The organism is Aeoliella mucimassa (assembly GCF_007748035.1).
GTDB lineage: Bacteria > Planctomycetota > Planctomycetia > Pirellulales > Lacipirellulaceae > Aeoliella > Aeoliella mucimassa.
Genome location: NZ_CP036278.1, coordinates 1958339 through 1982988, shown reverse-complemented (window position 1 = coordinate 1982988; position 24650 = coordinate 1958339). Strand labels below are relative to the sequence as shown.

Genomic DNA, 24650 nt, shown 5'->3' with positions numbered 1-24650 from the left:
CCTATGACGCGCGGGTGGTTTCGCGTGTCTTCCTCCCGCGTGAACGTTTATGTTCTCCACCACAGTTACCGCGGTTGCCCCTGCAGGCAGCCTACTGCGGAAGTCTCCGGTACTCGCGACTCCTTCGTCCTGTCCCACGGATGACTGGTTGCGCGAGTGGAATAGCCCTGTGGTTGCCACCGCCGCTGCGGTCGGAGCGTTGGTGCAGTCGGAACAGCACGGTCATGAACTGCCGGAGACCGAGACCGACGACGAGTTTGACTCGGCGTATCAAACCGACCTGAGCGAGGTAATTGTTAGCTCGGTCCACTGGCTGGCTCGCCATCAACAGAAGGATGGTGGATACAGCGGCATCGCGACCGATTGCTCGGCCCCCTCGAATCTGCTCACCACGATTATGGTTCGCTCGGCATTCCAACTCACGGGTGCCCCTGCTGCTTACCCCGACTTGGTCGATCGTATCAATCAATACATCAAGCGTAACAACGGCCTCGACCAGTTACGCGTGACTTATGGGCCCTTTCACAACGCCACGCTGCTCGCCCGCGGTATTAGCGCGTTGACCGAAGTGCTCGACTGCCAGTACTTACCCACGATTCCGGTGGAAACTTTTCCGCTCGATGGCAATGCAACTCGCCCGGTTTTCTGGGCCGATCGCGGATCGATCACTCCCGCGCTGATTGCATTGGGACTGGCCAGTTATCACAATTGCAAACCACTGAACCCACTCACGCTGTGGCGTCGTAGCCGTGCTTACCAACAAGTGCACGACTGGTTGCGATCGCAACAGCAGAAGGATGGCGGTTTCGGCGACTCGGTGGCCGTGACCAGCCTGGTGATCCTAAGCCTGGCCAGCATCGGCCAAACCTCCGGTCCGATTGTCCGCCGCGGCGTGGAGTACTTGTTTAGTACGCTCTCGTCCGATGGCAGTTGGCCCCCCCACCCGGCCGCGGGTAAGTAGTCAGCCCCCCCGACTCATGCTGCTCTCCGCGTCTGCCGATTCCAGCTGCTGCGAAAGGACGAACGCGCACATGCCTGAGCCGACCGGAATTACCGCCGAAATCAGCCGGTCGAGATGGGAGGACACCGAAACTCTCGCCCAACTCTTCCACGATGGGCTGCAGAATATGGGCCATTTCGAGCCGGTTGGCGAGCAACAGCTACCTTCGAGCTATGCCACGCTGCTCGCCCACGAAGATCACATGACCGTGACGCTCGAGGCCTATTTCGAGACCCTGGTGACGCTCACAGTGGTTCGGCAAACCATCGAGCACGATTTCTACGCCCGGCAAAGTCTTTTGGCTCGTCAATCGGATGGAGCAGTCGTACAATACGGCATTGTACGTTTGGTGACCGCGGGTCTGCCTTGGGAGGTTCGCGACGCCATACAAACCCACCGCGGTCCGTTAGGTCGTGTGTTGATCCGCAACAATCTGCTCCGCCATGTGGAGCTGCGTGCGTTGTGGCGAATCGAACCCACCGACGAACTCCGAGTACCCCTGGCCCTGGAGCCAGACGACGTAATCTACGGTCGTCTGGCGGTCATCCACCTGGATGGTCGGCGGGCTGTAGAAGTGCTTGAGATCGTCACTGACCACCCCCGACCAATTCCCGAAGTTTACCCAGTGCCTTAGTCGGACAATGCCTGAATTGCTGAGCGAATACGATTGTGTGGTCATCGGCGGCGGCCCTGCGGGCTCGACTGCCGCCGCTTTGGTTGCCGAGCAAGGCCACTCGGTGCTACTAGTCGAACGCGAGCCAATGCCTCGCGAACACGTCGGCGAGTCGCTGATGCCCGAAAGCTATTGGGTATTCGAACGATTGGGCGTGCTTGAACAGCTCAACAAATCGTGCTTCCCGCGCAAAGTTGGCGTGCAATTCGTCAACAATACCGGCCGCGAGTCGCAACCTTTCTTCTTCCGCACGCACGACCCTCGTCCCTGCAGCGAAACCTGGCACGTCGACCGCAGTGAGTTCGACCAGATGCTGTTCGAAAACGCAGCGACCAAAGGGGCTCACTGCCACGATGCAACGCGCGTGGCCGACGTGCTATTCGACGACAACCGCGCAACCGGCGTGCGACTCATCGACCGCACCGGTACCGAACACAAGATCGCTTGCAAAGTGGTGATCGATGGCTCCGGCCAACAAACGCTGATCGCCAACAAGTTGGGCATCAAGCAGGTGAATCCCGAACTCAAGAAGGCCGCAATCTGGCGGCACTACCGCGGCGCCGAACGCGACGAGTCGGGCGGCGGCGTGAAGACCATCATCATGCACACCAGCGATAAGAAGTGCTGGTTCTGGTACATCCCGCAAGCCGACGACACCGTAAGCGTTGGCTGCGTCGGCGATAACGACTACCTGCTCAAAGGCCGCGGTACCCCTGCCGAGGTGTTCGAGCAGGAACTCGCCAAGTGCGAAGGGGCGTACCAGCGGGTGCAGGGTGCCGAAGCCCTCGACGACCTGCGGGTCGCCAAGGAGTTTTCGTACTCGACCGATCAAATCGCCGGAGACGGCTGGGTGCTGGTCGGCGACGCTTGGGGCTTTATCGATCCGGTTTACTCCTCCGGTGTGTACTTCGCCTTGCAATCGGCCGCATTGGCTGCCGATTGCGTTTCGCAGGCCCTTACGACCGGCGACACCTCGGCTGCTCAGCTCGGCGGGTGGGGTCCTGAGTTCAAAGAGGCCACGAATTCGGTTCGCAAGCTGGTCAACGCGTTTTACTCCGGCGAGTTCCGCGTCGGTAAGTTTGTGATGGAGCATCCCGAGCACCAAGGCAACCTGACCGATCTGCTGATCGGTCGCATCTTCAAGCCGGGCGTTGCGATGATGTTCGACGACCTCGACCCCTGGCTCGATCGCCAGATGTCGGCCATGGAAGAACCCGCCTAGCGCGTGGTTAGGTTTTCCGATTCAGTGATTGCGGGACGGCAATGGGGAACCGGTCGTCCTGCGAAAGCCATACGGGGCAACTTGCCCTGAGCAAGTTTTTCTTTAGTCTCCCCGGCGGTTGTGGTACACTCTTGGCTCGTTTCCCTGGAGCCAGCGACTCTTACCCATCAAAGAGCGGCATATGAAATTAGCGGTGTGGATCATCATCGCAGCCCTACTGGTGCTGCATCAAGACAATTGGAATTGGAACAGCGATACCATGGTGTTCGGGTTCATGCCGATCGGCTTGTTCTACCATGCGTGCATCTCGCTTGCCGCTGCCGCTACCTGGTTTCTGGCGACGTTGTTCTGCTGGCCCGCCGAGCTTGAAAAGAAAAAGGAGCCCGGCGTATGACCCCGCTAGTTACCCTGATTATCATTTGTGTGTACCTTGGCCTGCTGCTCGCGCTCGGCATGTTTGCTAGCCGACTCTTTACCGGCACCAAGGAAGACTACCAACTCGCGAGCCATAGCATCGGCCCGTTCCTGTTGTTGATGTCGATTTTCGGCACCACGATGACCGCCTTTGCGCTCGTCGGCTCTAGCGGCGAAGCCTTCAAGGAAGGCATCGGCGTCTACGGCATGATGGCCAGCAGCAGCGGTATCATCCACTCGCTCTGCTTCTTCGTCATCGGCGTTAAGCTCTGGACCCTCGGGCGCGACAACGGCTACTCCACCCAGATTCAGTTCTTCCGCGACCGTTTAGAGAGCGACAAGATCGGCCTGCTGCTGTTCCCCATTCTCGTCGGTCTGGTGATTCCTTACCTGCTAGTCGGCGTGATCTCGGCCGGCGGCGTTGTCGAGACCATCACCGGCGGCCCTCCGGGGAAACCCGAACTCGGTGCCCTCCCCTTCTTCGAATCGACCAACGGCGGCGTCCCTCGCGAGATTGCCTCGCTTGTGATCTGCGGCGTGGTGCTCGTTTACGTCTTCTTCGGCGGCATGCGTGGCACCGCCTGGGCCAATGCGTTCCAGACCATCGTGTTCATGGCGTTAGGGCTCGTTACCTTTTACACGCTCTCCGACAAGCTCGCCGAGAAGGTTGGCGAAAGCGGCACTTTGATGGAGAACCTGCGATTGCTCTCCCAGCAGATACCCGAGTCGAAATCGACCCGGGCGGAGATGTCGCAGACGCAGTTCTTCACCTACTTGTTTATCCCGCTGTCGGTCGGCATGTTTCCGCATCTGTTCCAGCACTGGCTCACGGCCAAAAGCGCCAATAGCTTCAAGCTCTCGGTGGTCGCCCACCCACTGTTTATTATGATCGTGTGGGTGCCATGCGTGCTGATCGGCGTATGGGCCGCTTCGGGCATCGTGATGATTCCCCCGCCTGTTGCCGAGAATCCCAACCGCGTACTGGTGTTCCTGGTGAAATCGCTGACCGATCCCGTGCTCTCCGGTCTCTTGGTTTCCGGCGTGCTTGCGGCCATCATGTCGAGCCTCGATAGTCAGTTCCTCTGCATCGGCACCATGTTCAGCAACGACATGGTAGGCCATTACATGGGGCATGATCGCTACAGCGACCGCACCATGGTGCTGATCACCCGCGGATTCATTATCGCCATCGTCGCGGTCACGTACTGCTTCAGTCTGTTTGAGCCACCGAGTGTGTTTGCGCTGGGCGTCTGGTGCTTTAGCGGCTTTGCCTCGCTGTTCCCGCTGGTGTTCGCCGCCCTGTACTGGCGGGGGCTCACCAAAGCGGGCGCGTACGCTTGCGTGCTGTCGACCATCGCGACCTGGTTCTACCTGTTCCGCGCGTCGGGTTACGGATCGGATCGCACCTACACGCTCGATATCACCCTCGGCGGGACCACCTACGAGCTGATGCCAGTGGCTGGCATCTTTGCGGCCTCGGCGATTTCGCTGATCGTGGTCTCGCTGATCACCCCGAAACCGTCAACCGCGACCTTGCAGAAGTTCTTCCCCAGTTAAGCGGTTCGTCACGTCGATATGCGTATTGCCTACATCGCTGCTGGTGCCGCTGGTATGTACTGCGGCAGCTGCCTGCACGACAACACGCTCGCCCGGGCGTTGATGGACCTCGGTCACGACGTACTGCTGGTGCCGACCTACACGCCGATTCGCACCGACGAAGTCGACGTGAGCCAGCCGCGGGTGTTTGTCGGCGGTATCAGTTCGTACCTGCAGCAAAAGATGCCGCTGTTTCGCTACACGCCGCGGTGGGTCGATCGGCTATTCGATCAGCCCTGGCTGCTGAAGCTGGCCACCCGCGGCGGGCCGAGTGTCGATCCCGCGAAGCTCGGCGACATGACCGTCTCGATGCTCCGCGGCGAAAGCGGCAACCAGCGCAAAGGGGTCGTGGAGCTGGTCGACTGGCTGGTGGATGTCGCCAAGCCCGATGTGGTGCACCTGTCGAACTCCATGCTACTTGGCTTCGCCAAACTGATCGCCGAGCGATGTGGCCCGCCGGTGGTTTGCTCGCTGTCGGGCGAGGACATCTTTCTCGAAAAGCTCACTCCCCCCTACTACCAGCAAGCTCGCGATCTGATCCGCGAGCGGGCGGGCGACGTGGCCGCGTTCGTATCGCTCAACGAGTACTACGCCAACTTCATGAGCGAATACCTGGCGGTCGCTCCCGAGCGGATGCACGTGGTGCCGCACGGGCTCGACCTCGCGGGGCATGGACCAGCGGAGCCACAAAGCGACGATCTGATCGTGGGGTACCTGGCCCGCATCTGTCACGACAAAGGCTTGCACCTACTAATCGAAGCCTGCGAACACCTGGCCGAGACCGCGCCGGAGCTGCATTTTAAGATCCAGGCGGTCGGCTACCTTGGCAAGTCCGACCAGCCCTACCTTGCCGACCTCGAGCGTCGCATCGCCAATGGCCCGCTGGCGGGGCGATTCGAATACCTTGGCGAACTCGATCGCGACGGCAAGCTCGCCTTCCTCAAATCGCTCAGCGTATTTTCGCTACCAACCGTGTATGCCGAGAGCAAAGGCCTGCCGGTGCTCGAAGCCTGGGCCAACGGTGTGCCAGTCGTGCTGCCCGACCATGGCAGCTTCTCCGAAATGGTAGCCGACACCTCTGGCGGAATGCTGCACGTGCCGCACGACCCGGTCGACTTGGCCGGCCGCCTGGCCGAACTACTGGTCGACGCCGACCTGCGAAAAGAACTCGGCACCCGAGGCCACGCCGCGGTGGTCGATCGGTACCACGCGAAGAAAATGGCCGAGACCACGCTCGAGCTGTATCGATCGCTTCTGTAACGGAGAGCGGTTCCACTCTGCTCTGCTGTCTTTGCTCAAAGCGACTTTGACTCAGAGACAACTCTCGCCATCGTTCGGCAACTTCGGCTAAGGTTGCTTCTCGGCAGTTTCTGCTTTTAGTTTCTCGACTTCCTTGGCCATCATCTCCTGGTAGGTGCCGGCTTCCCGCCACTCTCTCCACTTCTTTTTGTCTTCTGCGGCCTCTTCCAGGGACTCACCATGGGCCTCCAGCCAGTCGATCACTTTCTGCAGCTCTTTCCTCGTCTCTTTACTCATAACAGAGCTATTTGCACCTTCCGCCAGGTGTATTAAGCGAGCAGCATGATCTGGTCGATGACGTCGATAATCGGCCCCCGACTCCAAGAGCAATAGGGTCAGATCGAATTGACTGAAACAACTGATAGAAACGGTGACTGGCGTTGCATAGCCAGTAAGTTCGTCATCGTGATTTGCCTCCAAGTCGGCACCTAAATCGATCAATCGCTGTAGCTTCGCTTTCTTGTCTTGGCACAAGCCATAGATTAAGACGAGCATCGGTGTATTGTGACTTTGGGGATGGACTAGATTCGGATCCCCTCCATGCTCGAACACATATTCAAAGTACTTCGGAAAGTAACAATCGCAAACCATATGAGTCACCGAATCTCCCGGAACGATAATCGACCGGCGAGTGTTGAAATCGCTCGTGAAGATCACATTCGGATCAGCTCCATGTTCCAGGAGTTTCTTCAATCGCTCCGGATGATTCTCGGGATACGCCCACAGTAGCGGAGTCATGTTGCCTTTCCCCTTGGCATTCGCATCCGCTCCCGCAGCCAACAAGCGATCCATCTCCTTTAAGTCATTCGCTTCGATTGCCTTGCAGAGTGCGATGACTTGTGAGTCATCGAAAAAGTCCTCCGCGATCCACTTGTACTTTTCGTGAAAAGGACGGCTCTTCATCTCGATCGCTTGACCGAAAGTGGATACCTGCATCAACATTATTGCGATGAAGATGCCAATGGGCACAGGAATTCTCGAGATGCTTGTGATCACATTCATGGTTCACTCGACAGAGCGGACGAGCAACGAAACCAAAGTCGCCACCCCCAGCTTCGGCTCAAATGGTAGTACTTTTAGTATAGCGAACCGAGGCCATGCCGGGGTGGTCGATCGATACCACGCGAAGAAAATGGCCGAGACCACGCTCGAGCTGTATCGATCGCTTCAGTAACGATCCCGATTTCACCCGAGCGGTTGGTATCTTTTGAGCCTGCGTCGATCTACGATAGCAGTGCGTTGCCACTGGCACCCGCCAGGTTTTGCCCTCCTCCAATTCCGCTCGCTTCGATGACCTCTACAGCACCACCAACCCGGACGTTTTGGATTCCCCTGTTGCTGTGGGTGTTATGGGCGGGGCTGCTTACGTTGGGATTGCTGGCCGATGCCACACCGAGTGCTGGACTCAAGGCAAACGAGACCTGGCTCAAGGCGGGCTCGTCGCTGGTTTTGGTCGCGACCGCTTGCTGGTTTGCCTGGCGGGCCACGGGGGTTTGGCACCACGTCGCCCGCTACCTGGCGGTCGGCATGGCGCTCGGCTCCATGGGCGATGCGAGTCCCCTGCTTGGCAACTGGTGGCCCGATCCTCAGCGGACACTGCTGAACATGGTGCTCTTTGGCATCGGGCATCTGGCGTACATTCGCGCCAGCGTGCTGGCCGCGCGGATGTCCCCCTCCACTCCGAAACAGGCTAACGGGTGGTACGCGAGCCTGGCACTCTGGCTGATCGCAGGAGCCGTGCTGTGGTACTTCGCCGCCTGGCGAGGTGCCCACCACTCAGTGCTCAAGTGGCCCGCCCTCGCGTACACGCTGCTGCTGGCAACCACGGCCGGGGCAACGCTCGGCACCGCACTCACCCGCCGCTGGTTTGCCGTGGTCGCCCTAGGTGCCATGCTGTTTGTCGCCAGCGACGCCTTACTGGCGATCTGGATTTTCCACGACTACCGCTACCCCCACGTCGACCTGGTCTGGCTCACCTACGGGCTGGGGCAAATGCTCATCGTCTTCGGAGCACTCGGTGACTGGTTGAGTTTGCAGAGAGATTAATAGGATTCATCCGTCGGGCGAGACATAATGCTCGCCGATGGAACTGGTAATCGGTTTGACTTCTTGACCTGACAGCGATCCACTTAAGTAAAGAACCGCAGAAACTTGTTTCGGAGACGACCGTGAAAGTGCCCCGGCAGTGCCATGTCGCATTTTGAAACGACTATATTGGTGGAAGCTTATCGCCAGTGGTGCGAGGATCGCGTAGCGGTGTTTGAGGCGGGCGAACGAACTGTGATCGTTGTTGCTGACGGCGCAGGTGGCATTGGCGCAGGCGACATCGCCGCAGAAGCGGTGCTTAGGGAAGTCGAGGCAGCGCTGCCTCATGTTCATTCAGCCGACCAGTGGGCAGACACACTGCGACAGATCGACTGCCGACTCTCACAGGGCGAATCAACGGCCGTGGTGGTCGATATTCGACCCTACGGCCTCGCCGGGGCTAGTGTTGGCGACAGCGAAGCTTGGATCATCAAGGATGGCAACACAAGTGCTCTCACAGTAAACCAGATCAGGAAACCACTGCTTGGGTCTGGCAATGCGTCGCCAGTGTCATTCATGCAAGGCAAACTCGATGGTCTATTGCTTGTTGCCACCGATGGATTCTTCAGCTACGTGAAACCGAGTGACTTGCTACCGATGATCGCGCAAGCTGACTTCTTCTCTATCCCGCGGAAGTGTGTGGAAATGGTGCAACTCCCCTCCGGTGAGCTATGGGACGATATCGGTATCGTTGCCGCACGAGTGAAACCGCAACACCGAACCCGCGAGCGATACACCATCTAATCTCGTAGCACACGAACAGAGGATCGCCGTCGCAGCTCATCGGCTCTGGCAACTGGGCGGGTGATAGGTGACCTGTTGGTACGACCCCGACGCCCTGCGACTCCGCGTCAGAATTCTTGCGGTCGCTCTAGGTCCACATCGCTAGCCATCGCCTTCGGCTGCGGGCTAAACGATTTCGCTGGTTGTTTCACTTTTCGCTGGGAATTGGCCACCACTGGTGATCTAATGGACAGGTAGTCGAGGCTGTCGGCTTTCAGCTATCGGCTGTTGGTTTTTTAGCGATTGGAGGTGATTGAGATGTGATACTTACATTCATGTCGGACTTCTGGCGACGCGCTGGCGAATGGTCGCTTGCGTGCGGGTTCGCTGCTGCGCGGGTGGTTAACACGCTCGAAGTGGCAAGCCAAGATTCTTCAGTCGCCGGAAGCTCCCTCAAGATGACATCCTCCACCTTCCCCTGTTCCCTGAACCCTCACTCCTGAATCCTCCCCAGAATACTTTCCCACCTATGGGAATCTATTTTGGGCACTTTCCGCGGAGGTCTTGCTGTAACTCATGACCTACCAACCACTTGCGATAGATTCCCGGCGAGAAAATAGATTCCCACTCGATGCGTTTTGGGAAATGGGAATCTATTCGCAGCCGAAAACCACTTGTTTTGTAGTGTGGGCGAAGATTCAATTTTCCCATCGGTGGGAACATTGGGAATCTATTTGCTCAGAGGTGGGAATCTATTTGCACGGCGTTGGGAATCTATTGCTCCCTCGCACGCAACACCGTCGGTTCTCCGCATCGCTTGGTAAGCTGGGGCGTGGTCGGTTGGCGACGAGCTTCGATTCTCTCTTGGGTTTGGGGGTTCGAATCCCCCACCGGTTGCGGGCGAGTCGTAAAGCGGTATAATGCGGGACTCTACAAGAGCCCTATTTCCCATTCATCGTTTTTCAGAGTTAATCCATGGCCAAGCGTCGTTCCAGCGCAAAAAAAGCCCCTAAGAAGGACCCGATTTACGTCGATGGCGTGAAGCCACGCCCGATGTATGTGGATTACAAGGACCTCGAGCTGCTCGGCAAGCTGACGAACCGTCACGGCCGCATCGTGAGCCGTCGCAAGACCGGCTGCAACGCTGCCAGCCAGCACGCTGTTTCGAAGGCGATCAAGCGGGCTCGGTTCATGGCTTTGATGCCATACGTCGGCGACTGATCGCAGCCCGGCGCGAAACCCCAATACATACCGATTAGCCCTCGGCCACTGGTTGAGGGCTAGTCTCGTTTACGGAAGGGCGACTGGCGATGCCGCAGAGCTTTACTAGGCAACGGATGGTCGAATTTGCCGACACCGACATGGCCGGCATCATGCACTTTGCGTCGTTCTTCCACTACATGGAATCGGTCGAGCACGAGTTCTTCCGCAGCCTTGGTCTGAGCGTCTACACGCAGATCGAAGGCAAAGCCATCAGCTTTCCGCGCGTCGCTGCGAAGTGCGATTTCAAGTCGCCAGCGAAGTGCGAAGACGTACTCGACGCGAACTTCAAAATCCTGCGACTCGGCCGCACCAGCCTGACCTATCAGATCGATTTCAGCTGCGAAGGTCGCCCGGTAGCGACCGGCGAGATCACCTGCGTGTGCTGCCATATTTTCCACGATCGCCCACCTGAGTCGACACCGCTGCCGGCCGATTTCGTGAAGCTGATCGAGCCTTTCGTCGCGGCCGATTGATCCCACTGACGCGCAGCAGAGACACCCGCTATGACGATGCTGACAGTCGACAACGTGACCAAAGAGTATCCGACCCCGGCCGAACCACTTTCGGTACTGCGAGGGGTATCGCTCTCGCTCGACCGGGGCGAAAGCCTGGCGATTGTCGGCCCGAGCGGGTCGGGCAAGAGTACGCTGCTCGCGATTCTCGGTGCGCTCGACCGGCCGACCAGCGGGCAAGTTCAGCTCGGCACGGTCGACCCGTTTGCGCTGAACGACATGAACCTGGCCGAGTTCCGCCGGGACCGGGTGGGCTTTGTGTTCCAGGATCATCACCTGCTGCCGCAACTGTCGGCGCTGGAAAACGTACTGGTACCGCTGCTGGCCGATGGTAAACCGACCTCGGCCGACATCGAGCGGGCCGAGATGCTGCTCGGGCGCGTCGGCCTGGCTGAGCGGCTCACGCACCGGCCCGCAGAGCTATCGGGCGGCGAACGCCAACGGGCGGCCATCGCCAGGGCGCTGGTTCGCTCGCCGGTGCTGCTGCTCGCCGACGAACCGACCGGCAACCTCGACTCGGCGACCGCCGACTCCATCGGTCGGCTGCTCGTGGAACTGCAAGTCGAGCATCAGTCGCTGCTGGTAGTGGTCACGCACAGCGAAGCCCTCGCGGAGACCATGCAGCAACAAAAACGCATTGAAGATGGCAAGCTGCTGGAGAATTAAGCGACCGACCGACTCCCCCTTTTCTTGACAATCCATTTGCAACAAGCAGACTGCCATGACTCCTTCCGAAGCTCGGACGTTGCTCACAAGCAGCGACAATCCATCGCGACAGCAAGCCGCGGAATGGCTTAGCCAGAACGCCGACGTCGCTATGGAATTGGCGGTAGAGCTAGTGGAGCACTCTGGCGACGACGACCGCGTGGTCGCGGAGTACTGCGTGGCAACGCTCGAAGAGCTCGGCGAACCAAGCCCGAACGACTTGCCAGCGCTGTGCCGACTACTGGCGAGCGACAATAGCGATGTCGCGTACTGGGCCGCTACGCTGATTGGTCGCTGCGGCGAGCAATCGGCCGCTTGTGCCACGCAGCTCGGCAACCTGGTTGCCAGCGACGCAGCACCGGCGACTCGCGAGCGTGCTGCCTGGGCGATCGCCAAGATCGGGCCTGCAGCATCGTCGGCGAAGCCGCAGCTCGAGTCGCTTTCGATCACCGAGCCAGAGAGCCTCGCCCGGGCCATTGCCAAGGCACTCGCTGCGATCGAGAGCTAACTGCTGCAATCGCTCGAAACAGAACAACCCAACCTTTTTTGTCCTCGGCCCTCCCCTCAACTAAAATGGCTATGACGTCTTTTGTTTACCCCCCCCTCGCCCGGCCTTGCGATGAAGATCTCCACGATTCCACAGATCAATCGCTACTTCTGGCGCTGGCAAGAGATTCTGTCGGTACTGAGCAAGTACGGACTCGCAGGGTGGGCCAGTCGGCTCGGGTTGAGCTTCGGCTCGAACTTCCTGACGAACCGCCAGGGACAACCACTGATACGAGCCGGGCACGAAGAGCGCATTCGCCTGGCCGTCGAAGAGCTCGGGCCGACGTTCATCAAGCTAGGACAAGTACTCAGCACACGGCCCGACCAGGTAGGCTTCAAGCTTGCCGATGAGCTTACCAACCTACAACAAAACACGCCTGCCGACTCGACCGACGACGTCGTCGCGTTGATCGAGAAGGAGCTCGGCCGGTCGATCGCGGATTGCTTTGCAACGTTCGAGCACCAGCCGCTCGCCTCGGCTTCGATCGGACAAGTGCACCGTGCCACCCTTACCAATGGCACGCAGGTGGTCGTCAAGGTGCAGCACGTCGGCATTGAAAAGCAGGTGCATGTCGACCTGGAGATACTCTCGGGCCTGGCCCAATTGGCCGAGCGTTTGCCCGAGCTGCGCCCGTATCGCTTGCAATCGACGATGGCCGAACTGCAACGGATGATGCGTCGCGAGCTCGATTTTGGTCTTGAGCTTCGTAACCAGCAGCAGTTCGATGCCATGTTTGCCGACGACGCACTGGTGAGCGTGCCAAAGGTGTACCCCGAACTCTCCACGCAGCGAGTGCTGACGATGGAGTGGTTCAACGGCCGCAAGCTGTCGTCGGTGGTCGAAGACCCCGCGGCCAAGGTGCGGTTGCCAGAGTACGCCCGCCGAGGCGCGGAGATCTACCTGACCATGATCTTCGAGCATGGCTTTTACCACGCCGACCCGCATCCAGGGAATCTGATCCTGCTCGATAACGGAGCGATCGGCCTGTTGGACTTCGGCATGGTCGGCCGCTTGGGAGACCCGCTTCGCGAACAAGTCGAAGACCTGCTGGTCGCCATGGCGTCGCACGATACCGAGCGACTAACCAACGTAGTCATGCGACTCGGGGCGACTCCTCCCGGGCTCGACGACATGGCCTTGTCGACCGACCTGAGTGCATTCGTTGAACAGTACGCCTATCAGTCGATGGACAATTTCGATCTGTCGGGCGCGTTCACGGAGTTTGTCGAGCTGATCCGGCGATACGAGATCGTGCTGCCAACGCAGGTTGCTCTGCTCATCAAAACGCTGCTGATGCTCGAAGGCATGGCCAAGATGATGGAGCCAGAGTTTTCGCTGATGGAGCTGGTGAAGACTTATCGGACGAAGATCTTTCGCAGGCGGCTGTCGCCGAAACGCCAGGCTCGCAAGCTGCGGAACATGATGAGCGAGCTGGAGCAACTTGCCGAAGTTGCTCCTCGGCGGCTACGCGAGATTCTCGAACAGGTGCAGCGCGGCAAGTTCGACGTACACCTCGATCACCGGGGACTCGAACCGTCGGTCAACCGACTGGTGATGGGCATGATGACCAGCGCCCTGTTCCTCGGTTCGTCGCTGATGCTCAGCCGCGAAGTGTGGCCAGTGCATGGCATCTCGGTACCCGGCACGCTCGGCATGGTACTCAGCGGTATGCTCGGCATCCGCATCATGCGGGCGATCAACAAGTCGGGGCACTTGGATCGCAAACAATAACCCGAGGATACTACTGTTCCGTCCGCGTGGTGTTTTCCGCCAGCACGGCTTCGATGCGGTCGTTGAGTGCGTCGAGCTCGCTGAGAAGCTGCGAGTGACGACCCTCGATGTCCTTGAGCAAATCGATATTGTCGGTCATCGGCGGCAGAAGGCAGGCAGGGCAGATGGGGGGACTCGGTGCGGCAGCGAATGTTGCCACCGCACCGAGGAGGGGACAAAACTAACCATCGACCGAGCGTCGCCGAAACGCCCAGGCCGGCTGACGCCAAAGTGACAAGGATTGGCCTGAGAATGGTAAACTTTGCGGGCCGTAACGATCGTACCGAGGGGGTCGATCGGCTACCCGAAATCGGCCTTGCGAGTCTCGATAGCTGTGATCGCACAACCTGCGGATTTCCCCCACGCTGCCAGGGATCGCGGATTTGGAAGATGGGGGTGGGCTGGCTTTCTCCGCTTTGCGGGTTCTGCTACAATGCGGGGCTCAAACTTGAACAATCCTGTTTCCCTCTGCTGGAGTGATTCGATGGCCAAGCCCGGTCGTAAAGTCAAAAAAGCCAACCACGGTGCCCGCCCCGCTTGCAGCCGCCCTCGCAAGCAACGTCGTCAGAAGGTGAAGACCTAAGTCTCCTCCGAGTTGTCTGGCGTCTGGCTTATGCTGCGCCAACTGGTGGAATTTTCATGGCGGCTTCAGAGGTAACTTCGCGTGCCTGAGAAGGAATTTTTACTCGACCCCCAATCTATCGACCTGGACAATGTCCTGGCCGGTATTGAGGAAATTCGCAAGTACAATCCGCAGCGCTACTCCATGGAGCAGCTGACCGCGATTGTGTACGACGACCCCGACGCAGGGCTCGTCGCTGGCTACAAAGACCTGAAAGAGAGCGAGTTCTGGGTTTCGGGTCACATGCCTGGCATGCCGCTGATGCCTGGGGTCATGATGTGCGAAGCGGCAGCCCAGCTGAGCACCTATCAGGTGCAGCGCCACGGGGCACTGCAGGCTGGCATGCTCGGCTTTGGAGGCTTAGATAAGGTCCGCTTCCGTGGCATCGTCCGACCTGGCGACCGACTGGTGATTGTCTCCAAACGCCTAGCGCTGCGGCCGCGGATGATGATCCGCTGTGCGTTCCAATGCTTTGTTGAGCAGAACATGGTCTGCGAAGGCGAGTTGGTCGGCGTCTCGATTCCCATCGAGTCGGTCAAGCAGGACCTTACCACCAACAAGTAAGTTGCCGACGGGCAAGGCACTGGGCTACTATACTATCAGTGGTTCGTTACCCCCGCCGCGGGGGTGGTGGCCGCTTCGCCCTCCCAGTGCTCTAGCTACCGCCCTTCGGCTGCATGTTACCCCTATACGACGAAAATCCGCATCGCCGCTTTCCCATCATCACGATCCTGCTGATCGTGATCAACGTGTGGATCACCTTCCAAACCGCACGACAAACTCCGGTGCGTCAGGCCCTGGTGGCATTCCAGCATGGCTTTGTGCCGGCCCGACTCACCCACATTGGCGATGCCCAACCGCTTCGCATCCGTCAGCCGATGGAAGTGGCTGCCGGCCCCTGGGGTCAGCAGGCTCCGCAGCAAGTGATGCTGAAGATCGACCTCCCGAACGACTCCGCGTCGGTATTCGGGTCGCTGCTGACCAGCATGTTTTTGCATGGCAGCTGGCTCCATTTGCTTTCGAACATGTGGATGCTCTGGATCTTTGGAAACAACATCGAGGACCGACTGGGGTACGTCGCGTATAGCGGGTTCTACGTCGCCGGTGGCCTGGTAGCGGCGATCAGCCAATGGGCGATTGATCCCGAGAGCCAGTTGCCAATGATCGGCGCCAGCGGAGCGGTGGCAGCAGTGCTCGGTGGCTACGCGTTGACCTTCCCCTGGGCAAAGGTCAAGACGCTTGTATTCATTGGCATTCCGTTGATACTTTCATTACCTGCCTTTGTCGTACTGGGCACCTGGATGCTCATGGAAACCGTGCTCGGCATCATGCAGATCCAGTTGGGTGCACCGACCAGCGTTGCCCACTGGGCCCATATCGGCGGCTTTGTCGCCGGGCTGGTGCTGATGCCGATCCTGGCGGTCGGGCGGCCTCCCGAAGGTCAGGACTGGAACCAGGAAACCGAGGCGCTGTTTCAGTTCGACGATCCCCAGCCTCTTAGCAAACGCACCTGAGCTGGCTCACGCTTTCTAAGAATCACCTTATTTCGAGTGTTAACACCATGGGGCGACGTGCCTTACCGAAGGTCGACAAAGACATCGACCTGACCCGCCATTTCAAACTGCCGGAAGACTTGCCCGATCCTTGGGATCCCGTGGCCCTGTTCGACCGCGATGCGCCGCTCGAGATCGAAGTCGGTAGCGGCAAAGGTCTGTTTATTCAAAACGCCGCCAAGACGTTTCCCGAGCACAACTTCCTCGGCATCGAAGTCGCCCGCATGTACGCCCGCTTCTCCGCGACTCGGCTGGCCAAGCGTGAGATCGACAACGCGGTGATGGTAGCCGGCGACGCCCTGGCGATCTTTCGCGAGCGCGTGCCCGACGCCAGCCTGGCGGCCGTGCACGTTTACTTTCCCGATCCCTGGTGGAAGAAACGCCACCGCAAACGTCGAGTGCTGACGCCTGAGTTCCTGCAAGACGCGTCGCGCACGCTCAAAGATGGCGGGCTGTTCCACTTCTGGACCGACGTCGAGGAGTACTTCGAGTCGACTTTGGAGCTATTGGAACAAGTGCCAACGCTTGCTGGTCCGCAAGCGGTCGAAGAACGCGATCCCGAGCATGATCTCGACTACCGCACCCACTTCGAACGCCGCAAGCGGCAAGCCGGGTTGCCGATCTACCGCTCGCTATTTGTGCGAACTCCGCGCGTCGCCTAATAGCGAAGCGATCTCCGACTACTTGGCGGGGAGCTCCAAGTCGACCACCACGGGATAGTGATCCGAGGTTTCGAGCCCCACGCAGCGGGCGATGAACACTCGCTTCACGTACGGCATCAGCTGCTCTGGAAGCAAGATGTGATCGATCATCGTGTACACGTCCTGAGGATCGCGGGCACCGTTCTCGTTCCAGTCCCAGTGCGAAGTGTAACGATCCGCCTGGCGGGTGATCTTCTCGGCAACGTTCACCAGTTCGGCTCCATCGTGCTCTGGATCGTAATCCTTCAAGCTCGCGAGCACCTTGGTTGCGGTCTCGCGGGAGTCGTCGCGGTCAGCAACATCGGGATCATAATCGTTCAGGTCACCGAGGACGACTGGCAAGTAACCATTCTTGGCGATCTCGTCACGCATGATGCGGGTGGCAACCGTCGCTTCGGCGGTGCGGCGCGAGTTGGAATACTCGTCTTCGGGATTCGATTTCAGGTGCAATCCAAGGAAACCGAGCTTGTAGTCGCCGACCGTGAAGTAGTAGACCGAGTTTCGCGAGATCGATGCCCGTGATGTTTCGCGACTACCGCTAAAGCTGGTATACGAAAACGGTTCGCGCCAGGTCTGGTCGTCTCCCTTGGAGAAGTAGGTGCGAATCTGCTCGCCGTCGATGGTATCGGGCTCGAGCCGGGTGATGAGCGATACGTCCATGCCAGTGAACGAATCGTTGCTTTCCACGTGGTAGCCATTGTATTCGGTGAGTCCCTTCTCATGCAGGATTTGCACTACGAGATCCACGGCCTCTTTGCTGGTGGCTTCTACCAGGTTCAAGATATCGGGGCGGAGTACTTCGATGATGTCGGCTACGCGTTCATGATGCTGCTCACGAGCGAAATCAAAGCGATACCGCTGCAACTGCCCTGCCCTCACGCCTGGTGCGGTCAGGATCTCTGCGTTGAACGTCACGATTCGCAACGAGGTCGGCTCCGCCGCTTTGAGCGGAGAGGCAAAGAACAGCAAGACAACGAGCAGCAAAGCACTAGAAGTACGCATCGGGAGAGCCTGAGGGGGGATTCGTAACTGGTGGGAGGCAAACCCGCCATTCTAATTTCGCCATGTACTCGGTGCACACGTGGCTGGCAAAATAGCGGGAACGCGAAGTGGTGAGGTTTGCAGTCGCCGCTGCAGAAGCCTGCAGTGACGGAAGGGGCGTTCGGCTATCCGCCAAACGATTTGACTTGGCGATCTATCTGCTTCGCCTGTTGCATGAACTGCTTAGCTTGAGCCTTGTTGCCTTGCTTCTCGGCCCAAAAGCTCTTGGCGGCCAGCACCTCGTCCATGTTGGTTGCGCCTTGGTCGAGAATCTCGAAGTCGGCTTGGGCAACATCCAACTGATTCAAATGAACAGCCGCCACGGCATGATACACCAGAGCCTCGGAGTAGAGATCTGGATTCAATCCACCTTTGGCTGCCATACCAAGGTCGTCGAAGGCCTTTTGATAGTCACCTTGTTCGAAGGCTTGGAGACCCGATGCATGTAGCTCTTCGGCCGAGCGTCTTAGGTTAGGATCTCCGGCATCGCCGGAACATCCGATGAATGACATCAGGCTGACGAAGGCGATGCAGAGAAACAGGATGCGTGGCAATTGCGTCATTCCACCGTGTCTTCCGTTTCACCACCATTGCGAGATCCGGCTGCTCGCCAGGCCACTAAGTCAACATCGTCGGCAACGGTTGCGACATGACCATCGGCAAAGCAAACATTCACGATGCCTGAGTGCATGCTGCGAGCACTTAGGATTGCGTGTTCTCCAGGGGTATCAGCAATGGCACTCCAGTTGCCGCAGTCGCGTCCCGACCAGTTCGGAGGAGCCACGTGATTGTATTGCGTATTCGAATAGCCTGCGAATGGCCATCCATTCGAGAAATCGCTTCCTGGCAACCAACGTCCGGTGGAAGTGAAGTCGTAGCCACTCGCGGACTTGCCTGCGTTCTGACAACGCGAAAACATCCCATCGCGAGGAATCAGTGCATCCTGGCGACCTGGCATGGTGACAATGTCGGCTTCGGTTACGGGGGCGGATCCAGCCGTGATACCGCTACCCTTGGTACGTTCAGAGAACAATGCGGTATTGGAGAGACCATCTTCAAACTGCCGAGGCTTGAGTCCACCGCCGATGGTGAAAGCACCATTACCGCGGCACGAGAAGCCATCGCTGGACTCGGCGTCGATGTTGTCCTGTTCCTTAGACGACTTGGCTCCGCCATAAGGGGTGGAGCCACCGAAGTTGCAACGATAACTGTTTTCCGAAATCTTCTGTTCGCTATTCGCATCGCTCGGACACAGGAAAATGTCCTCGGCGTTTGCATAAGCGTTGTAGTTAATGTTGCCCGACATTCTCAGCGTCTGGGCACGGCTGAAATCGATCAAGTCGTACACATTGATGTTTTCGATGTAAGGCAGAATCCGCACGTGTACGCTGTAGAAACCGGTCTCTTCATCGGTGTTCTGCTGTACGGAGTTGTAATTGGTATAGCTGCTCTCAGGCGAGCCGCCAGAGGACCAATCGGGATACTCACGACCGGGAGGAAACTCCTTGTTCGCGCTCTCGTAGTTAATACATGCGAGACCGATATTCTTCAGGTTATTCGTGCATTGCATCCGGCGGGCAGCTTCGCGAGCGGACTGAACCGCGGGTAGCAGTAGAGCTACCAGAATGCCGATGATGGCGATCACCACCAGGAGTTCCACCAAAGTGAAGCCCCGATCACGAGATTTCGAACACAGGATTTGTTTCATAGCAACTCCGTTGAGGCACTGATTGGCACCTGCTAATTCTCCTGAGCAAAGCAGCTTAACTGCTTATTCCACCGCATGATAAAGGCTTTGCTAGCATCCGTCTATCACGCGGAAAAAGAAACGGGCTAGCTTCTCAACATCGATTGCGAAAGTTTGCGTGTCAGCAAAAAGGCGGTACGGAACCCGAGACGCCAGGAACCGCACCGCCTGGTTTACCTATTCGTTCACAGTTACACCAAGTTGCGACTACGAACGGCGTACAGCCCGACCACCCAGTAGAGCGGCCAAGCCGAACATCAATCCAACAACGCTGGCTGGCTCGGGCACATTTGCTGAACCACTGAGGCTTTCGACCGGAGCAGTAGCGCCGAAGTTCGACTTCCACAACTCGTAGTCAGCCGCATCCACAAGGCCAGCACTCGCACCGGTTTCGTCGCCGTTGCCGCTGAGGTCGTTACTGGAGCCAAGGTTGTCGCGCCATACGGTATAGTCGCCGAGGTCGACGGTGCCGTCGCCGTTGAAGTCGCCTTCGAGCACGGTGGGTTCTTCAGCCTCAAAGAATCCAGGACTTCCTACATCACCACCAGCGTGGAATACGTCGTCGTAAAGGACGACTGAAAAAGTGAGATTGGGATCGCCATCCTCAAAGCTGGTAGCTTCACTCCAACTTGTCCCAAGATTCGGATCAAGCGATAGATCGGTAAGGAAGATCGAGCTAGTACCACTGTCGGAAGGCCAGTCACCATCGCTCTCGTAAGCCACAGAAGCAATCGCATTGGTAGCCACATCAGCTGCACGGTCAGCCAAGTAGAGCGCTTCGTCGTCCCAAATCGAGATCACATCACCGCTATTCCCCAAGAGTCCACTAGTAGTATTTACGAAGGGACTGACTCCAATAAAGTTGATACCCGTATTGCCCGGATCCCAAGCGGCTTGAATCTGCTCCAAAGTAATGTCATCGGCATTGTAAAGCACGGCCGCTTCCTGATTGCCAATCACACCGCTGGTCAAGTTTGCTTCTTCAAACGCATCGGTTCCATTGTCGTCGTCGTCAAACCAATGAGGAGTGGCACTGAAATCGATAGTGCTTCCGGTATTGTTGTAGATTTCGACCCACTCCCAATCATCTTCAACCACCGCGTTGTACATGATCTCGGTGATCAACAGTCCGGTTGGAACCGCACCCGAAGCAGCACTTGGGACAGCTCCAGGGCTGCCACCTTCTTCGCCGTTCAGAGCGACCGAACCGGGGATTCCTACAGCGCTGCTGGTAGTTACTCCGGTTTGTTCGAGCGACGACAGCCGCCAGTTCGCTCCATCGGTATAGCTGCCATTTCCGGTCCAACTGATGGAATACCCTTCGGTATTCGATGGCCAAGGGTTGGCAGTACCATACTCAACACCAGCCAGAGCATGATCGAAGGAAGCGACCGTTCCTTCATCAGCACTGGTATCTAAATCTTGAAGATAAGCTTCTCGGCTCTGCCAAACACCAATGGAATCGTTGCCGCTGTTACTCAAGAAAGGATGAAAGTCGACCGCAATCACAGGGACCGACGACGAGATGTTCCATGCATCGCGAAACAGTTGAGGATTGTGTGTCGACAAATTGCCAGATCCAGCCCACGAGTTGTAGAACACCGCAACGCTGCCGGCAGGAATTACGGTTTCACGAACTGCATTGGCACCAGCACTAGTATCCGCTGTAACGTTAGGAGACGAGCCAGCACCTGGATCTACGTCGCCAATGCCGTCGAGCCAAGCACCATCCTCTTCGGCTGGCAATCCGTCTTCAACAATCAAATTGATATCTGTTGCACCAGAATTGCGTACTTCAAACCACTCCCATTCACCGCTGTAGCTACTGTCGCCACTACCGGTTGGGTTGTACATGATCTCGGTGATTTGCAATTGTGCGTGGGCCGAGCCACAGCACACGGCGAGGGCTGCAAGCAGCGCTCCAAGCCAATGACTCTTCATCATTCCCTTCTTTCCTTATGAGCTTTAAGCAAGGTTTGCCCCGCGAGTCCGACTCAGACCTTTAGGCGTTCCGTCGGTAGCGAGTCGCAGGTGCAATTGAATTGGGGGGCGAATAAGAAAGGTCACGCCACGCCGTATGGACGCAGCGTGACCCCTTATTCCGTGAACCACCTGCCTGACTCCGCTGCCAGGAGCAAGCAGGGCGGAAAACAAACGAATCTATCTGAAACGCAATTAGCCCAAGCGGCGACGCATTACCACAGCACCAGCACCGGTGGCGGCCATCAGCGTGAGCAAAATGCTCGAAGGCTCTGGAACTTGCATGGGGGTAAAATCGTGGGTACCTGGGGTCGTGAGCTGCAGAATCAACGCAGCTTCTTCCACGTCGTCACCAGTTTCCAGAGAGTTGACACCGCCGGTGAACCATTCGCTGTGATCGTACACACCGCCATTGCCGGTGTTGACGCTCGGCAAACGGTAAGCGTAGCCATCGGTGTATTCCCAGTCGGTGCCGGTACCATCCACATCGATTTCGCCATGGATGTCGGCAAGCACGCTCGCGTCGTCGCTGAGGGTCAGAATGTAACGGTCGTCGCCGTTGCTGAAGAACGCATCGGTGTACAGGTCAGCGGCAAAGCCATAGGTCGACTCAAAGACTTCTTGTCCGGTATTGGAAGTGCTCTGAATCACATACGAATCTAGAGCAGCAATGGTCACGCCGGTGAGGTCGACATCGATATCCAGATCGGTATTGGAGTTCGACTGCACGATGATGCCACCACCACTAAAGGTGTAGTCGGTGGAGCTGGTGTTGGTGATTTCGACGAACTTGGGATTACCGCCAGCGAGGGTGGCGTCGACGACTTCAGAGATAATCAGACCGGCTTGGGCCTGAGTTGCGATCACGCAGAGGACCGCAGCTGCAAGTGAAGCTAACTTCATTAGAACAATTCTCCTTCTCCGACAGAGGGGGCTCTGTCATGCAAGAATAACTAAGGTGCCAATCCGCCTGAAAGATTGAGAGAGATGGGGGCCCTACGGAGCGCACCCGGCTTGACGATTTACAATACGCTCACCATGTTACTTACGGTGAAAAATACTGCCAGTACTAAGCCTTGAATTCATTCAAGATTCACTGACCGTCAATATTACGTGGAGGTTTCTTTCGTCCACGATCTTGTCACAAACAGTGACTAGCACACGAGTTAAGACACAATTCACCTAATAAGTGAAGTGCTTAATCGTTTCACCTTTTTCGCCAATTTCTGTGAGTGATTGGATACCGATGTCGAGGTGAATGTCGGACCAATTCTTCGATACCGCTGCATCGCTTCGACTGGTCTTCACCCCATCAGGGGTCATTGGCTTGTCGGAGACCAACAGCAGCGCTCCGCGAGCGATGTGGTTGCGGTGGCCAACCGCAAAGATCGTTGCGGTCTCCATATCGATTGCATTGCATGAGTAATCCCGCAACTTGTCCTTGAACGCTTCGTCGTGCTCCCACACCCGTCGGTTGGTGGTATGCACCACTCCGGTGCGGTACTCAAGTCCATGCTCAACAAGCACTTGCGACACAAACTTGTGCAGCTTGAACGACGGAAGTGCGGGAACCAGCGGCGGCAGGTAATCGTCCGAAGTGCCTTCGCCGCGGATGGCGCCGATCGGCAATATGAAGTGACCGATCTCGGTGGAGTCCTTCAGTCCACCGCACTTGCCCAGGAACAACACGCACTCGGGCATACAGGCGGTGAGCAGATCCATGATAGTCGCCGCATTCGGCGAACCGATGCCGAAGTTCACGATGGTCAGCCCGTCGGAATTCGTCGCCGCCTGCATCGGTCGATCTTCGCCATGGATTTCGCAGCCAAAGCGATTGGCAAAGCGGCTCATGTAGTCGCGAAAATTCGTGAGCAGGATATAGTCGCCGAATTTCTCAAGCGGCATGCCGGTATACCGGGTAAGCCAGTCGCGTGCGATAGACCGTTTGTCGACCATTTGGTTGCGAACCACGAGAGAACCCCCAACAGGCGTTAAAGCGTTTGACCAAAGCAACTTACGCCTAGTGCCCGGGTTTCGCAATAGTCGTTCGGTCGAGAGTGCTTAGGGGATGAATAATTTGCCTGAAAAGCTCGAAACACTTTGGTTCCGTGGGGGTTAAAACTGTTAGGCCTTGGTTTCCAGTCTCTTGGAGATGGCAAGACTCAACTTAGCCTGTTCGGCTGAAAACCGCTCCACCCGATGGCGGTAGCGTTTGGATTTCACCCTTGTTTTTATGGAGTATATGGCAATGTCATTGGTACGTTTGAGTTTCTGGATGGTGGCTGTATTTGCTGTTTGCGCAGCCCCGGCTCTGGCACAACCTGGCGGACGTGGTGGTCGTGGCCAAGGTGGCTTCGGCGGTATGATGGGCGGCGGCGGCGGTGGCCTGAACGGTCTGCTGATGTCGGAAGATGTCCGCAACGAGCTGGAAATCACCGACGATCAAATGGACGATATCCAGGCCATGGGTCAGGAAATCCGCGACGAAATGCGTTCGATGTTCCAGGACATGCGTGATCTTTCGCCGGAAGAACGCCGTGACCGTATGGAATCGATGCAAGAAGACATGCAGAGCCTGCAGTCGGACATCGAAGATCGCATGGGCGAGATCCTGCTTCCCCATCAAATGGATCGCCTGAAGCAAATCAACGTCCAGCAACAGCTGAGCCGTGGTTTGCAGGGTGGTTTGACCGGTTCGCTGGCTGAAGAACTCGGCATCACCGAAGAGCAACAAGTGGAACTTCGCGAGAAGGCCCAAGAGGTTCAAGCCGAACTGCAAGAGAAGATTGCTGAGCTCCGCAAAGAAGCTCAAAAAGAGATTCTCAGCGTGTTGACTCCTGCTCAACAGGAAAAGCTGGAAGAGATGACTGGCGAAGCCTTCGAAATGTCGAACGCCTTCGGTGGCCCTGGCCAACGTGGTCAGCAGGGTCAGCGTGGCCAACGCGGCCAACGTGGTGGTCCTCAGGGCTAAAACCCCTTGATTTACCGCATGTGACTGGCTGAAGAAATGACCGAAAGCTCCTTGTCGTAATGATTTGCGGCAAGGAGCTCGGTTGTTCATAATAGAGAACTCGATTAGATTTCGCTGGCAGAGTTCCCGCAACGAGAATAAGCCCCACCCCATCCGGCGGTTGGGCAGCAGACCAACACCCCTCGATCCTCCCCTTCCCCCCGGCGCGGCGATTCCCCCTCTCCAG

The 24650-nt window shown here is 57.7% G+C and carries 27 protein-coding genes; 19 read left to right on the top strand and 8 right to left on the bottom strand.

What is annotated here, in order from left to right:
- Positions 1 to 49: 49 nt before the first annotated feature.
- From Pan181_RS08015 to Pan181_RS07990, 6 genes are all read left to right on the top strand, one after another.
- Complete coding sequence (locus Pan181_RS08015) at positions 50 to 961, top strand: prenyltransferase/squalene oxidase repeat-containing protein (RefSeq protein WP_145246332.1); 912 nt, start codon at positions 50 to 52, stop codon at positions 959 to 961.
- Between the two features lie 70 nt (positions 962 to 1031).
- Positions 1032 to 1634: a hypothetical protein gene (locus Pan181_RS08010; RefSeq protein ID WP_231943784.1), complete on the top strand. Its 603-nt coding sequence runs from the start codon at positions 1032 to 1034 to the stop codon at positions 1632 to 1634.
- 7 nt (positions 1635 to 1641) lie between these two features.
- Positions 1642 to 2895 carry an NAD(P)/FAD-dependent oxidoreductase gene (locus Pan181_RS08005; protein ID WP_145246331.1) on the top strand — a complete coding sequence of 418 codons (1254 nt, stop codon included), beginning with the start codon at positions 1642 to 1644 and terminating at the stop codon, positions 2893 to 2895.
- Between the two features lie 181 nt (positions 2896 to 3076).
- Positions 3077 to 3289, top strand: coding sequence for a DUF3311 domain-containing protein (locus Pan181_RS08000; protein ID WP_145246330.1), 213 nt, complete (start codon positions 3077 to 3079; stop codon positions 3287 to 3289).
- Complete coding sequence (locus Pan181_RS07995; RefSeq protein WP_145246329.1) at positions 3286 to 4866, top strand: sodium:solute symporter family protein; 1581 nt, start codon at positions 3286 to 3288, stop codon at positions 4864 to 4866. Before Pan181_RS08000 ends, Pan181_RS07995 begins: the two co-directional genes overlap by 4 nt.
- A gap of 18 nt (positions 4867 to 4884) precedes the next feature.
- Complete coding sequence (locus tag Pan181_RS07990; protein WP_145246328.1) at positions 4885 to 6165, top strand: glycosyltransferase family 4 protein; 1281 nt, start codon at positions 4885 to 4887, stop codon at positions 6163 to 6165.
- Between the two features lie 87 nt (positions 6166 to 6252).
- On the opposite strand, the gene Pan181_RS07985 is transcribed toward Pan181_RS07990, so the two are convergent.
- Positions 6253 to 7173, bottom strand: coding sequence for an ankyrin repeat domain-containing protein (locus Pan181_RS07985; RefSeq protein WP_197529030.1), 921 nt, complete (start codon positions 7171 to 7173; stop codon positions 6253 to 6255).
- Positions 7174 to 7204: 31 nt separating this feature from the next.
- On the opposite strand from Pan181_RS07985, the gene Pan181_RS07980 reads away from it, so the two are divergent.
- From Pan181_RS07980 to Pan181_RS07945, 8 genes are all read left to right on the top strand, one after another.
- Entirely contained in the window at positions 7205 to 7378 is a 174-nt protein-coding gene (locus Pan181_RS07980; RefSeq protein ID WP_197529029.1) for a hypothetical protein, read from the top strand.
- Positions 7379 to 7494: 116 nt separating this feature from the next.
- Positions 7495 to 8250 carry a lysoplasmalogenase gene (locus Pan181_RS07975; RefSeq protein ID WP_145246325.1) on the top strand — a complete coding sequence of 252 codons (756 nt, stop codon included), beginning with the start codon at positions 7495 to 7497 and terminating at the stop codon, positions 8248 to 8250.
- Positions 8251 to 8394: 144 nt separating this feature from the next.
- Positions 8395 to 9033, top strand: a complete 639-nt coding sequence (locus Pan181_RS07970) for a PP2C family serine/threonine-protein phosphatase (protein ID WP_145246324.1) — start codon at positions 8395 to 8397, stop codon at positions 9031 to 9033.
- Positions 9034 to 9987: 954 nt separating this feature from the next.
- Positions 9988 to 10233, top strand: coding sequence for a 30S ribosomal protein S18 (gene rpsR, locus Pan181_RS07965; RefSeq protein WP_197529028.1), 246 nt, complete (start codon positions 9988 to 9990; stop codon positions 10231 to 10233).
- A gap of 89 nt (positions 10234 to 10322) precedes the next feature.
- On the top strand, positions 10323 to 10748 hold the full coding sequence (locus Pan181_RS07960) for an acyl-CoA thioesterase (RefSeq protein ID WP_145246323.1): 426 nt from the start codon (positions 10323 to 10325) through the stop codon (positions 10746 to 10748).
- Between the two features lie 30 nt (positions 10749 to 10778).
- On the top strand, positions 10779 to 11453 hold the full coding sequence (locus Pan181_RS07955) for an ABC transporter ATP-binding protein (protein WP_315861140.1): 675 nt from the start codon (positions 10779 to 10781) through the stop codon (positions 11451 to 11453).
- A 55-nt stretch (positions 11454 to 11508) separates the two neighbouring features.
- Positions 11509 to 12000 (top strand): HEAT repeat domain-containing protein, encoded by a 492-nt coding sequence (locus tag Pan181_RS07950; protein WP_145246322.1) that lies wholly within the window; start codon positions 11509 to 11511, stop codon positions 11998 to 12000.
- 111 nt (positions 12001 to 12111) lie between these two features.
- On the top strand, positions 12112 to 13770 hold the full coding sequence (locus Pan181_RS07945) for an ABC1 kinase family protein (RefSeq protein ID WP_145246321.1): 1659 nt from the start codon (positions 12112 to 12114) through the stop codon (positions 13768 to 13770).
- Between the two features lie 10 nt (positions 13771 to 13780).
- Here Pan181_RS07945 and Pan181_RS25965 read toward each other — a convergent pair whose 3' ends face one another.
- The gene (locus tag Pan181_RS25965; protein ID WP_197529027.1) at positions 13781 to 13969 is read right to left on the bottom strand and encodes a hypothetical protein; all 189 of its coding nucleotides are present in this window, start codon (positions 13967 to 13969) and stop codon (positions 13781 to 13783) included.
- A gap of 324 nt (positions 13970 to 14293) precedes the next feature.
- On the opposite strand from Pan181_RS25965, the gene Pan181_RS26970 reads away from it, so the two are divergent.
- The 4 genes from Pan181_RS26970 (at position 14294) to trmB (ending at position 16646) form a co-directional block, all read left to right on the top strand.
- Positions 14294 to 14392, top strand: a complete 99-nt coding sequence (locus Pan181_RS26970) for a 50S ribosomal protein bL37 (RefSeq protein ID WP_369299133.1) — start codon at positions 14294 to 14296, stop codon at positions 14390 to 14392.
- An 81-nt stretch (positions 14393 to 14473) separates the two neighbouring features.
- Positions 14474 to 14995, top strand: a complete 522-nt coding sequence (locus Pan181_RS07940) for a 3-hydroxyacyl-ACP dehydratase FabZ family protein (protein ID WP_145246320.1) — start codon at positions 14474 to 14476, stop codon at positions 14993 to 14995.
- A 113-nt stretch (positions 14996 to 15108) separates the two neighbouring features.
- Positions 15109 to 15945, top strand: coding sequence for a rhomboid family intramembrane serine protease (locus Pan181_RS07935; protein ID WP_145246319.1), 837 nt, complete (start codon positions 15109 to 15111; stop codon positions 15943 to 15945).
- A 47-nt stretch (positions 15946 to 15992) separates the two neighbouring features.
- On the top strand, positions 15993 to 16646 hold the full coding sequence (gene trmB, locus Pan181_RS07930) for a tRNA (guanosine(46)-N7)-methyltransferase TrmB (RefSeq protein ID WP_145246318.1): 654 nt from the start codon (positions 15993 to 15995) through the stop codon (positions 16644 to 16646).
- 18 nt (positions 16647 to 16664) lie between these two features.
- Here trmB and Pan181_RS07925 read toward each other — a convergent pair whose 3' ends face one another.
- The 6 genes from Pan181_RS07925 to Pan181_RS07900 all read right to left on the bottom strand — a co-directional run bounded on the left by Pan181_RS07925 (position 16665) and on the right by Pan181_RS07900 (position 23424).
- Positions 16665 to 17687, bottom strand: coding sequence for an exonuclease/endonuclease/phosphatase family protein (locus tag Pan181_RS07925; protein ID WP_145246317.1), 1023 nt, complete (start codon positions 17685 to 17687; stop codon positions 16665 to 16667).
- A gap of 164 nt (positions 17688 to 17851) precedes the next feature.
- On the bottom strand, positions 17852 to 18289 hold the full coding sequence (locus Pan181_RS07920; RefSeq protein ID WP_145246316.1) for a hypothetical protein: 438 nt from the start codon (positions 18287 to 18289) through the stop codon (positions 17852 to 17854).
- Complete coding sequence (locus Pan181_RS07915) at positions 18286 to 19434, bottom strand: DUF1559 domain-containing protein (protein ID WP_145246315.1); 1149 nt, start codon at positions 19432 to 19434, stop codon at positions 18286 to 18288. The genes Pan181_RS07920 and Pan181_RS07915 overlap by 4 nt, the downstream gene beginning before the upstream one ends.
- Before the next feature lie 246 nt (positions 19435 to 19680).
- Entirely contained in the window at positions 19681 to 21417 is a 1737-nt protein-coding gene (locus tag Pan181_RS07910) for a PEP-CTERM sorting domain-containing protein (RefSeq protein ID WP_145246314.1), read from the bottom strand.
- A 231-nt stretch (positions 21418 to 21648) separates the two neighbouring features.
- Positions 21649 to 22356, bottom strand: coding sequence for a lamin tail domain-containing protein (locus Pan181_RS07905; RefSeq protein WP_145246313.1), 708 nt, complete (start codon positions 22354 to 22356; stop codon positions 21649 to 21651).
- Positions 22357 to 22635: 279 nt separating this feature from the next.
- Positions 22636 to 23424 carry an AMP nucleosidase gene (locus tag Pan181_RS07900; RefSeq protein ID WP_197529026.1) on the bottom strand — a complete coding sequence of 263 codons (789 nt, stop codon included), beginning with the start codon at positions 23422 to 23424 and terminating at the stop codon, positions 22636 to 22638.
- A gap of 277 nt (positions 23425 to 23701) precedes the next feature.
- On the opposite strand from Pan181_RS07900, the gene Pan181_RS07895 reads away from it, so the two are divergent.
- Positions 23702 to 24424, top strand: a complete 723-nt coding sequence (locus Pan181_RS07895) for a hypothetical protein (RefSeq protein ID WP_145246312.1) — start codon at positions 23702 to 23704, stop codon at positions 24422 to 24424.
- Positions 24425 to 24650 lie beyond the last annotated feature (226 nt).